Source organism: Caproicibacterium argilliputei, assembly GCF_029211325.2.
Lineage (GTDB): Bacteria > Bacillota > Clostridia > Oscillospirales > Acutalibacteraceae > Caproicibacterium > Caproicibacterium argilliputei.
The window spans coordinates 655883-668846 of sequence record NZ_CP135996.1 but is presented as its reverse complement, the minus strand read 5'-3'; the positions used below and the strand labels follow the sequence as shown (position 1 = coordinate 668846).

The 12964-nt window shown below is 48.7% G+C and carries 9 protein-coding genes; all 9 read left to right on the top strand.

Translation table 11 applies throughout. The annotated features are described in order from the left end of the window. Positions 1-196 precede the first annotated feature (196 nt). A complete protein-coding gene (gene istA / locus PXC00_RS03125) occupies positions 197-1687 on the top strand; it encodes an IS21 family transposase (protein WP_268058201.1) in 1491 nt (496 codons plus the stop codon). Continuing rightward, positions 1680-2411, top strand: a complete 732-nt coding sequence (gene istB / locus PXC00_RS03120) for an IS21-like element helper ATPase IstB (protein WP_268058202.1) — start codon at positions 1680-1682, stop codon at positions 2409-2411. Before istA ends, istB begins: the two co-directional genes overlap by 8 nt. A gap of 247 nt (positions 2412-2658) precedes the next feature. Continuing rightward, positions 2659-3408, top strand: a complete 750-nt coding sequence (locus PXC00_RS03115; RefSeq protein WP_316935077.1) for a hypothetical protein — start codon at positions 2659-2661, stop codon at positions 3406-3408. A gap of 84 nt (positions 3409-3492) precedes the next feature. Beyond that, complete coding sequence (locus tag PXC00_RS03110) at positions 3493-3741, top strand: hypothetical protein (protein ID WP_212507956.1); 249 nt, start codon at positions 3493-3495, stop codon at positions 3739-3741. Beyond that, positions 3734-5314: a hypothetical protein gene (locus PXC00_RS03105; protein WP_275846028.1), complete on the top strand. Its 1581-nt coding sequence runs from the start codon at positions 3734-3736 to the stop codon at positions 5312-5314. The genes PXC00_RS03110 and PXC00_RS03105 overlap by 8 nt, the downstream gene beginning before the upstream one ends. Before the next feature lie 2 nt (positions 5315-5316). After that, a complete protein-coding gene (locus tag PXC00_RS03100; RefSeq protein ID WP_275846027.1) occupies positions 5317-5814 on the top strand; it encodes a hypothetical protein in 498 nt (165 codons plus the stop codon). Between the two features lie 274 nt (positions 5815-6088). Further along, on the top strand, positions 6089-7918 hold the full coding sequence (locus PXC00_RS03095) for a lectin like domain-containing protein (protein WP_316935076.1): 1830 nt from the start codon (positions 6089-6091) through the stop codon (positions 7916-7918). Beyond that, positions 7915-8667: a class B sortase gene (gene srtB / locus PXC00_RS03090; protein ID WP_275846025.1), complete on the top strand. Its 753-nt coding sequence runs from the start codon at positions 7915-7917 to the stop codon at positions 8665-8667. The genes PXC00_RS03095 and srtB overlap by 4 nt, the downstream gene beginning before the upstream one ends. Positions 8668-8682: 15 nt before the next feature. Then, positions 8683-12879, top strand: coding sequence for a SpaA isopeptide-forming pilin-related protein (locus PXC00_RS03085; RefSeq protein WP_275846024.1), 4197 nt, complete (start codon positions 8683-8685; stop codon positions 12877-12879). The last annotated feature ends 85 nt before the right edge of the window (positions 12880-12964 follow it).

Below are 12964 nucleotides of genomic sequence, written 5' to 3'. Positions count from 1 at the left end.
CAGAAAGGATTTCATATGACAAATAAAAAGAAACGCATCGTTTTAATATGTTTTCGGTAAAATGAAAGTATCGCAAAAGGTCTCGAAAAAGTTAGCACCCCAAATGGCATAAAAAGTGAGCCATTGTCAGCACCTGAAATAACAGCTACCCTTAGAATTGTCAAGAGACTAAGGAGGTAGCAGAAAGGTGTTAAGAATGGCTCAAGTAAATAATATCAAGGATCTGTACGAAAATGAAGACCTGAGTTTGCGAGAAATTTCCCGTCAAACAGGTCACAGCTTCAAGACCGTCCAAAAGTACGCCTACCAGCTCGACTGGAGCGAGGACAATCTGCCGGATACCGAGCCAACGAGCTATCCGGTGTTGGGAGATTTCATTCCCGTAATTGATGAATGGCTGGAAGCCGACCATAAGATCCCGCGCAAGCAGAGGCACACCGTTTGGAGGATTTTCTGCCGTTTGCGGGATGAGCACGGTTTCGGTGGCAGCTATTCCAGCGTAAAAAAGTACGTCCGCAAAAAGCGGTTTGTGATGAATTCCAAGAACAGTGGTTATTTGCCTCTGGAGCATACGCTGGGCAGTGGGCAAGTAGATTTCGGAAAGCATCTCTACTACGATGGTGCAGGGCAGGAGCAGGACGGCTATGCACTAACCATTTCCTTCCCGAATTCCAACAAAGGGTACACCCAAACTTTCCCCTCTCAGAACCAGGAATGCCTGCTTACCGGTATGAAACGTATCTTTGAGCATATTGGCGGCGTTCCGCCGGTGCTGCGCTTTGACAATATGTCCACCGCCGTTGTGCAGGTACTCAAGGGTACAGACCGAATTCTCACAGACGGCTTTACCCGCTTCATGATGCATTACCGTTTCCGTGCAGAATTCTGCAATCCAGCATCCGGCAACGAAAAAGGCAACGTGGAAAACAAGGTGGGTTACAGCCGCAGAAATGCCTTTGTGCCGGTTCCGACCATTACGTCCTTTGACGATTTTAATGAGTCCCTGTGGGATTGGTGCGAGAAAGATGCACAGCGCCCGCACTACAAGAAGAAGCTTCTGATTGAAGAGCTTTGGAAAGAGGATGAGGCAAGCCTGCTGCGGCTTCCGGAATACCCGTTCTCGGTGTTTCGCTATGCTTCGCTGACGGTAAACAAAAACGGCTTTGTAACCATTGAGACAAACAAGTACGGCCTTTCTCCCATGCTTTCCGGTGAAACGGTACAGGCAAAGATTTTCTTTGACCATGTGGAGTTTTTCCATGACCACCACCCGGTTGGACACTACCGCAGGAGCTACAAAGCCAATGATGAGGTGTTTGACTGGACGCAGTATGTGTCTGTGCTCTGCAAAAAGCCTGGTGCGATTGAACACACTCGCTTCTTCCGGCAGATGCCCCAGCAGTGGCAGGCTTTCCTGGAACAGACCAGCGGCAGGGAACGCAAGAACGCTCTCCAACTGCTCAGCGAAATTGTCTCCGACGGCAATGCTACTCTGTGCAACGATGCGCTGGAGCTTGCCGGGGAAAATGGCCGCACGGATGCGGACAGCCTCCGGCAGTGCTATTACATGATTGCAAAGAAGGAATACCGTCCTGATCCACTCAAGCTGCTCGGTTCCCCGGCACTGCATTACAATCCCAATCTTTCCGCCTACGACGGGCTGATGGGAGGTGACGCAAATGTATGAGGAAATTGAGCTGATGATGCGACAGGTGAAGTTGGGCGGCATGGCCAAGGAATGGCGCTCCGTCCAGTTTGAAAGTACAGAGCAATATGTGACCGACCTGCTGAAGCTGGAGATGAAAGAGCGTGAAGCCAACAGGATTAACCGCATGGTGAAAACCGCCGGTTTCCGTGTTCTGAAAACGCTGGATGACTTTGTGTGGACTCCCGCCATTGAGCTGCCCAGCGGCTTGACTGCCGAGTACATGGAGGAACTGCAATTTCTTACGCCCAAGGAGAATCTCATTTTTATGGGCACTGTTGGTACCGGCAAAACACATCTTGCCACAGCCATTGCCTTGAAAGCTTGCCAGGAAGGGCGGCGTGTCCGCTTTTATACGGCGGCGTCCCTTGCCAATATCCTGCTGGAGAAAAACAACAAAGGTACGCTGAACAACTATCTCAGCACACTGAAAAAAGTGGAGCTCATTGTGATTGACGAAATTGGTTTCGTGCCGCTGCACAAGGATGCCGCCGAGCTACTGTTTCAGGTAATCTCCGACTGCTACGAGCGAAAGAGCCTCATTATTACATCCAATCTGGAGTTCTCGCAGTGGAACACTGTCTTTGGCGACAACCGCCTGACGGCAGCGCTGGTTGACCGGCTGATCCACCATTCCCACATTGTAATCTTCTCCGGCGAGAGCTACCGGCTGACCCAGTCCATGCAACGCCAGCGTACCCACTGAAAAAGCGCTCCAAAAAGTGAGCATTGGGCCCCGACCTGTTTGGCCCCGTGGGTCTCCAAAATGTGAGCGTTGGGTCTCGCCCTGTTTTGCCCCGAAAAAGGCCTCGATGCTACATGCACGAACAACAAATTAGGTGCTCCAAGGTGCTAACCTTTTTGGGGACCTTTTGCTAACATTTTTACTTGACGAACACATTTTAATATGCGCTGTTGCTGGCATAATCTGCGCAACAGTTCTTATATCCAGTATGATGAACAAAAAATCTGAACCGGCAGTACCAGTCGTATCCTCCAATATAGCATCTGCTTCTTCCCCGTCGAGCAGTGCTGATATGGGAGGATTTTTTAATGCGCAATCCAATACTGTCAGCAGTGCTGCCGACACCGACTATACTTCAACGCTATCAGCAGACGCGCAAAAAGTGCTACACCTCCGCTATGACCTATCCGACACATCCGTATCACCTGACGTTTTAAAGCAGTACCTGCGGGATTATATGACGGACGATGCATTGAAGCAAATGTTCAGCAATACCAGTTCTGAGCAGTCAAAAGCATCTGCTGCCCCAGTCAGCAGCGCTGCACCAATCAGTTCTGCACCTGCACAGCAAAGACCGGCAAGTTCAGCGCCTGCCAAAGCAGCCGCTTCCTCTGCTCCGAGCACATCAAGCAAACCTGCTGCCAGTTCCGCGCCGGATGTAACCTACCGGCCAATTCAAGGTGCAGTCACTCCTCGCCTAGCGTCTTTTCAGCCGGTGACAAAGACCTATTCCTATGCCACTGTAAGCCGCCTGTACACCAAGGCGCTACAGGGTACACAGGAAAACGTACTGATTTACTACACCCTATCCGTTGCCGGTGATAATATGCCGTCCAACACTTCTAATCGTGTTATGAGTTTGAACATGAAATACAGCAAGAGCGCTGGGCATTGGATAGTCACAAAAATGGAACTGGATGCAAAAGTGGACTTTTCCCTTGCTCCATTTCAGAAATAAGGTGCTTCTATGAAAAAGGAAAGACCGCCCCCAGCGGGAAGTCGGACAAATTGTCGTACCTACTTTAAGGAAGGAGTATGTTTCATGAACAGCAATATTGATCGCCTTGAACAATCCATTCAGGCAAAAATCAAGAAACGGGATGCTTTGACAGAACAAATCAAATCCGATGAAGCACGTCTTAAAAAAATGAAAAATGCTGAAATTGTCAACCAGGTCAATGCGCTTGCCGATGGTGGCGTTGATATGCCCAAAGTGATGGAGGCAATCCGCGAGAAAGACTTGGATGCACTACTCACACTGATTACCGAGAAAGGAGCTGCAAATGATTAGCCTTTTTGACCTTATTACAAAATCCGGCTATGAGATTCAGACTATTGGAAACGGTACATTCCCCTGCACACTTATGAAAAACGGCGACCCTACCGCAATTCTGATGCCGGATTTTTCTCTCCGCATGGTCAGCGGACTGGAACAAATAAAGCCGGAATTGGACAGCATGGTACAGTTTTCATTGGACAATCAGGGCATGGAAAGCCTTGGCGACGGTTTTAAGCTCTCACAGTACAAAAGTGTTTATCTGACAACTACATACGATTTTGAAAATCACAGGCCGCTTTTCAATGTGTATCGGCAAAACGGTGAATCAATGGATCTGTTGTTTTCCTCAGCTGAACAGGAACAAGCGACAGCAGCATATGCACAACAGTCTGGACTTGTACAAGGCGATGTGTTGAAAGAACACCAACAGTCAAAGGAAAGCCGAATTCAAGACTTTCTGCGCCAGCTGCAAACGCACGGCTTTCATGTACAGCGTTCACAAGAAAAAGAACACCGATACGAAATTACCGATAAGAATGGAAAAAGTGTTGGCTTTATCGGATCTGACAACCGTGCGGTCATTACATCCGACGATGCACATGTCCGGCAGCGCCTGTCTGGACTGTATCAGAAAGCAGCTGCACCGGAGGTTGCCGCAGAACCGCAGCGCCTTTCCCGTTGGCGACAGTTGCTGCAGAATATCGGTTACTCTGTACGCACGTTTTTCAGCCGTACCGGCGAACAGATAGACATCCAGGATGCACAGCACCACGCTGTTGCATCCATTGGAGAAAATCAGGATATTCACTTTACCGAGCAGGCTACCACCGGTGACCGTCAACATCTTTCACAGGTGCAAGAACAATTCCGTTCTGCATTTCAGACTGAAGTGCAGCGTTCCGCAGAAACACAGCAGGTGGAGCAGCCAACAGTGCAGCAGGCAGTCCAACAGTCTGAACAAACAGTTGAAAGAGTGCAGGAAAACCAGCAGGACATCACTTCTGCGCGCAAGGTTGAAGAAGCACAGGAAACTCGGCAGGTACAACAGACAACAGTTGAAGAACCTGTGGCTGAAATTTCTGCCGCAGATGCAGTTGTTTTGACTGCTGCCGAAGCACAGACTTTGGCTGCAATGCTGTACGAAAACCGTGATGTGCTTGAAAATCTGGATACCGGACTGGTCGAAAAGCTGAGTCAGAAAGAACCTTTGCAGCCGCAAAAATCTGAGCTGCCAGAAAACCAGCAGCTTACACCGCAACAGCCTATGCATGCTGCAGCACAGCCACAGGCACGGCAATTAACTGCGCAGGAACAGCAAATACAAGCAGATTTCCAAAAAGCGTATACCCTGCTGCAAACAATGGCCGGTTTTGAATCGCCTCAATCGGCCAGTCTGACACAAACCATGGTTGAGAACTACGGCACTGCGTCCCCGCAGAAATTCCAACAGAAGCTGCTGCACGGTGACTATGCAAAGCAACCTTCGCTTGACCAGCAGTTGCACTCTGCAAAACGGGAAGCGCAGCAGGTAAACAGCAGCCGCAATCAGCCACAGCAAGTACAATCACAGGAAAGGGGCGTTTAACGATGGATCAAATTGCTGTTTATCTTGAAAAGTTAGGATACGAAGTAGAAGACCAGGGCAAAATCAAGCGTTTTCTGCTTGTACTCAAAGATGGTTTACCGATTGGTTTTATTTTGCAGGATTTCACAGTCAAAATGATTTCCGGTGAGGATACGCAAAAGTATGATATGCTCCAGCGAATCGTTTCCTTTGTCCGTACAAATCAACATTTGCAGACTGCTGGTCAGGGAAACGCAGAATACATTGTCATTACCTATCGCGGTAATCAGCTTACTACATTCTTTGACCTAAAAACTGGTCAGGAACGCTACGCAGTGTATGTCATAAACGATTCAGGCGAAGTATCCAGTACCATACCGACTTTTGATACATACGACGCTGCCATCCGTGAATTCATTTCACAGACCGGCATGATTGACTTAAAAGCCGCTGCTGCAAAAGAACCCCTTCATATCCGTTGGCGGCGGCAGCTGGTCAAACATCTTATGAAAGGGATGTAAAGCGCTTCTTTTATGCCCAGGTGCGACAATTTGTCGTACCTGAATTTACTGAAAGGTGGTATCAAGTAGAAATTTGCAAAGATTTTTACAAAAAATCATTCCATTCATTTTAGTGGGAAGCATTTTCTCATTATCTCTCCCCTGTTTCGCTGCATCAGCCGTCACAGCTCCATACGAACCACAAGCAAGCGGTATCGACCCCGGCTTTGTGCAGGAACAGTACAATTATGATGCTTCGGCACAGTCTGCGCCAGCGCTCCGTAAAAGTGCTGGTATGCTGCCGGAAAAATACAGCCTTGCAGACAGCAAACTGGACAGTCCCCTGAAAGATCAGGGCAATGTTCCATCCTGCTGGGCATTTGCGTCCACTGCCGGATTGGAAACAAATATCCTGCGACAGACAGGCGGCAAGCAGCGGCAAACTTATTCTGTCCGACACCTCGCCTGGTTCGGGATGAACCTGGATGCACGCGGAAATGGCTGTTATCTGCCGGGTTCATCTGGCCTGCAGGCAGGAACGCTCAATAAAGGTATCAATGCCTTTTCCAGTTGGAACGGTGCCTGCATTGACGCAAAGTTTCCGCTAACAGACAGTAATTTTATCGCCGAACGGGAGCGGCAGGATTCCGACATTCATTTACAGAATGCAGACATCCTGCCCGCACCGCTGCAGTCGGACGGTACGCTGAATCAAGACGCAGTGCAGGCAATCAAAGAAAAAATCATGCAGACCAGTGCGGTCGGTGTGGAACTATGCAGTGCATTTCAAGGAAACCGCCAGTATCTCAATGTAAAACGGCCTGTTACACACGCTGTTACCATTGTCGGCTGGGATGACAATTACAACAAAAATGCATTTCCGACGCAGGCACCCGGTGATGGTGCTTGGCTCATTCACAACAGTTGGGGAACATCCTTTGGCGGCGGCGGATATGGCTATGTGTCATATTATGACGCATCCCTTATCTGCTACGCAAGTTATGCCGCGGATCTTCCGAATCAGCAGGGACAGTACAAGTACGATAATCTTTATCAGTACGACGCGCTCGGTCTGGATGATGTATCAGATTACAAACCACTAAGTTCTCCAACCACCGTCGCCAATGTTTTTACAGCCCACAGTGCAGAGTCACTGCGGGCTGTTTCTGTAACGTCTGCTCGACCGAACTCCACCGTTACGGTTGATGTTCTGCTGCTGGATAATGGCAGTGACTTGGGAAATGGCAAACTTGTTTTTACCCAGCAGGTGAAACTGCCGTTTGGCGGCTTTCATACGGTTGATTTAGACAAACCAATTCTGCTTTCTGCCGGGCAGCGGTTCGCAGTCCGCGAAACAATTCGGGAGCCGAATGGTGAGTATTATCTTCCCGTTGAGATTACAGGGCTGTACCAAAATGGACAGCAGCAGGAACTTTCGTCCCACTTCGTTTATAAAGAACACGTTCCGGCCGGTGTCAGCTTTGCACAAATCAATGGCCGGTGGTTTGACCTCAGTGAAGTAAAGGCTGGTGACTATCCATTTGAAACAACGCAGCCAGGCGCGGCCACCATTAAGGCTTACACTGTTTCGGATGTGCGCCCTGCTTGCTCCGTAAACAGCAGTATAGCGTTTTACAAAGGACAAATTAAGCAGTTTACTGTTACCAGTGCCGCCGCACCATCTGTACACACTACAAATGAAGCGGGGGGGAAAGTTGCACCCCTTGTACCGTGGAACTCAAAAACGAAGCAATCCACTTGGCAAATTAGCGGGTTAGGTGCTTCTGGCACAGTCGGCACCTATGCAAATATCAGCGGCACCACACATCATTTATTTGACGCTGTACTGGATAATTCCCCTGTCGAATCCGATACCACCGCTGACCTGCGAAAACATGTTGGGGAGTCCTATGTTACGCGGCTGTACGCGCCGCGTGGGGCGAGAATCAACTTCTACGGTGGCACAGGCGGCATAATCGGCACAAAGCTAGTTTCCGTGTCACCAATAGGTGGCGGAGCTTTTTACTATTTCAAAACAACTGCAATAAAAACCGGCAGCGTTGGCATTTACGCAACTGTAAATGACAGCGCTTTTTTACTGTACAAGGAGCTGATTAACCCATGAAGAAAGGCAAGCGCCGCACGGTCTTAATTGCGCTTGGGCTGGTGGTTGCCCTGTGCGCCGGGTATCTGCTCAACGTATTTGTTGCACAGCCCGCACAGGTGCAGGCTGATGTACAGGAACTGAAAAGTATCAAGACGGAACCAGTTCCGGTCAGCAGTTCCGCATCTGCAGCAATCAAAAAGGAAGACCAAGCATCATCATTCCAACGTATTCAGTCGGTGAACGCAGATATTAAAGGCTGGCTGACCGTACCCGGCACCAACATTGATTACCCGGTGCTGCAGAGCAGCAAGTCCGACCCGGATTATTACCTGCACCGCAGTTACAAAAAGCAGTACGCGGAAGCGGGCAGCATTTATCTGCAGTATGACTGCAGCCCCGAAACGTCACGGAACACCGTGGTGTATGGGCATCACATGCTGTATGACGCTATGTTCACAGAACTCACCAAATACAACTACTTTAGCTTTTGGAAAGCACATCAAACTTTTTCCTACGAAAATGCTTCCGGCAAACGCAGCTATGAGATCTTCGCGGTGCTGCACGTTTCACCGGAAAGCTTTTCTTTTAACCGGACACAGTTTGCAGACGATGCGGACTTTGCCCGGTTTTTATCTGCCCTGCAGGGCAAGGCAATCTACAACACGGGGGTGACCGTCACAGAAGAAGACAAAATCATGATGCTCGTTACCTGCTCTTATGAGCAGAGGAACGGACGAACAATCGTTATTGGCAAACAACAAACTTGAACGGAGGTTAAAAACATGAAAAAGAAAATCTGGCAGCGTGTTGCGGCGGTATCTATGTCGGCACTGATTGCTGTCAGCAGTATTCCACTGTCCGGCAGCACTGCATATGCTGCGGACAATATAAATAATCTCACACTTTCTGACGTTGGCACCAATATTGTCATTAACAGTGATGGAAACTATTATATTACCGGCACAACAAACAGGCACACTATAACGGTGAATGACGGCGTAACAGCAACAATTACACTGGATGGTGTGGGCATATCTAGCAGTGCTTCTGCACCAATAGACATCGGAAAATCTGCCAACGTTACCATAAAGCTTTTGGAAAAAAATCAGCTAACAGTTGAAAGAGAATCTGGTAACTATAATCGGCTGGCCGCTCTACAAATTTCTCCAAATGCTGATGTAACGATTACCAGTTATGCCGGTGATAATTCAACAGAAGGTGAATTGATTGCTGATGCGTCGGTAAGTTTCGCTCCAGCCATTGGAAGTAATGCATCGTCCGATTATGGCAATATCACAATTAATGGAGGAACGATTACAGCAATTGGTAATGAGGGACCCGGTATTGGAGGAAGTTATTATATAAACACATACTATACAAGCCACACATTGAATCGTGGAAAAATTTATATTAACGGAGGCAGCGTTACGGCAAAGAGTCAAGAATCAGCCGCAATTGGTGGAACTGTTTTTGATTACAATGACCCCGGAAAACTGAATGAAATGGGCATCGGCTGCGGATTGATACAGATAAATGGAGGTACAATCCATGCCACAGGGGCTACCGGAATTGGCGCACCCTATCAAGCTGGTGGAATATACACATCAGCCAGTGACATCATTAACATTTCCGGCGGCAACATAATCGCATCTGGTAGGAATATCGGAATTGGCGGAAATTATGGCGGTTACATTAACATTTCTGGCGGTAATATCAACGCAGCAACAAGTAATAATAATGATGGAGGACGACATTATTGTGCAATAGGTCAAGTCTTACGTTGTGACAGTGATTCTTTATCTGCTACAAATAAAACTGCACCAATTTCGATTAACATAACAGGTGGAAGTATTGTTGCGGCGGCCAGTAATTACGCATATGGCATTGGTTCAGCGACAGGTTCCAGTAAACTTACGTTACAAAATTGTGCTTTGTTCTCTGGGCCATTAGCAGATACGGAGTACAATAAAATTGGTTCTAAAACTTCTGGGCTTATTTTTGATAACTGCACATTTGATTCTGACGGAAACATCACCGGAGGCACTGGGCAGACTTTCGGTTCGCCAATCATCGGGACGAATTTTACAATCCCAACTGCCTGTACGCTCTCAAATCCGGCGACTGGTAAAGTTGTCACACTCTCGTCAGGCGTTACGATGACAAATAACGGAACTCTCAAAAATAACGGCACAATTTACAACTATGGCACCATCCTCAACAACGGCAGAATCAACAATCTGCGTAATGATGATGGTACGGTCGGCAGAATTATCAACAAGGACAACGGCAAAGTGCAATCTATACTAACTCTTCATCGCAATGACGGGACAAGCACTATTTTGACCGGAACTTATACGGCAACAAGTGGACAAAAATACGATTCTGCTCTCCCAATGGATCTCACTCGCTCCGGTTGGGTTCTGGTCGGATGGAATACGGCGGCAGATGGCAGTGGGAATGCGGCAACTGCTGATTCTGTGTTTGATGGAAACAATACCGAACTATACGCCCAGTGGGAGCAGGTTGGTAAAATCAATGCAAAGGTAACCGACAGTGACAACGGCCAGCCAGTTTCCGGTGCGGTCATTGCCACAACAAATGAATCCAGTACAGAAATTGGACAGGCAACAACCGGTGCAGACGGTACCGCGCTTTTGACGTTGAAACCCGGTATTTACACCGCCACGGTTAAAACACCGGCGACTGGTTATGCTGCATCGGCCTCGGTAACCGGTCTTTCCGTTGAAATTGGCAAGACCATCAGTGCAAACTTTACCGCACGTCCCTTCAAGGGTAGTGCAGCAATTACACATCTGGACACCAAACGAAACAAGTTGGTTGCCATTGCACCAATCTCCATTACTGATAAAAACGGCAAGGTTGTGTACACCGGCAGCTCTACCAGCACTTCTTTGACTGTGCCGAGTCTGCGTATTCCAGATGCACCTTTTACGGTCAAAGAAACCTCAGCACTTGCCGCCTACCGTTCTGATGCAGCAGCGTATACCGCAAATCTAACGGCTGATGGCCAGACCTCAAGCGTGGAAATGCACAGTGTTCCCATGATGGGCGATATTACATATACCGCTACTGACAAGGACGGCAAGCCCATTGTCGGTGCAACTGTTAATTTAGTTGATAAGGACGGAAATGTCGTTGCCACAGGCACCACAGATTCCAACGGCAAAGTCACTTTTAAGGATGTCTTCGCCGGCGACTACACCGTGCAGCTTCCTGGATATGAAAACGGTAATGTGGCCGTAACTGTAAAAGACCAGCAGAATACCGCCCCGGCTCCGGTGAAAGCAGCTATGTTGATTGGAGCACTGGAAATCACCCATGTTGATGCGCAGTCCAACAAAGCACTGCCGGTTGCAAAGGTACAGCTCAAAGATAAATCCGGTAAAGTAGTTTTCAGCGGCGCACCTGCAGATAACGGCACGTCCCTGACAATTCCAAACCTGACCGGCCCAGCCAGCCCTTACACACTGACCGAAGAAACACCGATTGCAAACTATCACGCAAATACAACACAGTATCCGGTTTCTATTACCACGCAGGGACAGGCAGTGAAAGTTGTCATGAAGTCCAGCCAGTATGCGGGTGATGTTACCTTGCACATCACTGACCCGACAACCGGCAAACCTGCCGCCAACGTCAAGGTGAATCTGATTGACAAGGACGGCAACGTTGCTGCCACCGGTAAGACGGATAAAGACGGCAATGTGACGTTTACCAATATCCCAATCGGCACATACACCTATGCAGTCGATGATCCGCGCTTCAAGCTGGACAGCGACAAGACCAAGCCTGTTACGATTACAGATGGCAGCAAGCAGACTGCTTCCATTCCTGTCATTTCGCTCGGTAATGTTACGCTGCACATTACCGACCCGGCTACCGGCAAGCCTGCTTCCGGTGTCACGGTCAATCTGATTGACAAGGATGGCAACATTGCCGCCACAGGAAAGACGGATAAAGACGGCAATGTGATTTTCAGCGGCATCCCTGCGGGCGATTATACCTACAAAGTAGATGACCCGCGCTTTGTTAGCGTTACCGGCAAAGTCACGATCGGCACTGGCAACACTGCCGGAACAATCGACATTGAGGTAAAACATCCCGCATCCAGCCCCACTGTGAGTACAGGTAGCGCCAACATTACCGCCACAGACAACAGCGGCAAGCCGCTTGCAAATGTGCCGGTTATCATCAAAGACAGCACCGGCAAGACCGTCGGTACTGGCACAACGGACAGTAATGGTAAAGTGACTGTGCCTAATCTGCCGGACGGCACTTACACCGTATCATCCAGCGATTCCAGTGTTACGCTGGAGGGCAGCATTACCATCACAAACGGTCAGACATCCAGCGTTGCACTGAAAGGCGCGCGTCGTGTGCCGACCGGCAACGCAAAGCTGCTGGTTGTGGATACCCATCAGCAGCCGCTGAAAAATTTCGCTTTGCTTGTGTTGCGTGTTGATTCTTCCGCCCCAAGCAGCTCTGCGATTTCGTTACGTAAATCCGGTACGATAGCTAATAGCGCCTCTTCTGGAAATAACCAGGTTGTTGCAGAAGTCACCACAGATGCAAACGGCTATGTAACTCTGCCGCAGTTGGATGCTGGCCAATATATCCTGATTGCGAAAGATTCAACGGAATATAAGGTAGACTCTCCCCTTGCAATCGTGCCAAGTACAACTGTTTCTGCAACGGTCACCGCTACACCAATTAGCACCAGCAGTTCTAAAAAGCCGAATGCCTCCGCTTCTACTTCAAACAGTAGTGGTACGGAAGCACCTGCTGCCAGCGATAATAATCAGCCAACAGAGACACCCGCGGAAAGTTCTGTACCAGTAAGTAACATGTATGCAGCACCAAAAACCGGCCAGAGCGGTATCATTCCCGTGATTGCACTTGTTCTGATGGCAGTCTGCGGCACTGCCGGTGTTCTGTTCAGGCGCAAAAAGAACAAATAAGGGTTTCCTACTTTTTTATAGGAGATGGTTCCAATGGACTAATCCAGTCCGTTTTTCAGCATGAATAAGCTTTAGGTGCGACAAT

Excerpts from the sequence above, each read along its gene's own strand:
- istA (WP_268058201.1), top strand. The coding sequence starts at position 197 with ATGGCTCAAGTAAATAATATCAAGGATCTGTACGAAAATGAAGACCTG.
- istB (WP_268058202.1), top strand. The coding sequence starts at position 1,680 with ATGTATGAGGAAATTGAGCTGATGATGCGACAGGTGAAGTTGGGCGGC.
- PXC00_RS03115 (WP_316935077.1), top strand. The coding sequence starts at position 2,659 with ATGATGAACAAAAAATCTGAACCGGCAGTACCAGTCGTATCCTCCAAT.
- PXC00_RS03110 (WP_212507956.1), top strand. The coding sequence starts at position 3,493 with ATGAACAGCAATATTGATCGCCTTGAACAATCCATTCAGGCAAAAATC.
- PXC00_RS03105 (WP_275846028.1), top strand. The coding sequence starts at position 3,734 with ATGATTAGCCTTTTTGACCTTATTACAAAATCCGGCTATGAGATTCAG.
- PXC00_RS03100 (WP_275846027.1), top strand. The coding sequence starts at position 5,317 with ATGGATCAAATTGCTGTTTATCTTGAAAAGTTAGGATACGAAGTAGAA.
- PXC00_RS03095 (WP_316935076.1), top strand. The coding sequence starts at position 6,089 with ATGCTGCCGGAAAAATACAGCCTTGCAGACAGCAAACTGGACAGTCCC.
- srtB (WP_275846025.1), top strand. The coding sequence starts at position 7,915 with ATGAAGAAAGGCAAGCGCCGCACGGTCTTAATTGCGCTTGGGCTGGTG.
- PXC00_RS03085 (WP_275846024.1), top strand. The coding sequence starts at position 8,683 with ATGAAAAAGAAAATCTGGCAGCGTGTTGCGGCGGTATCTATGTCGGCA.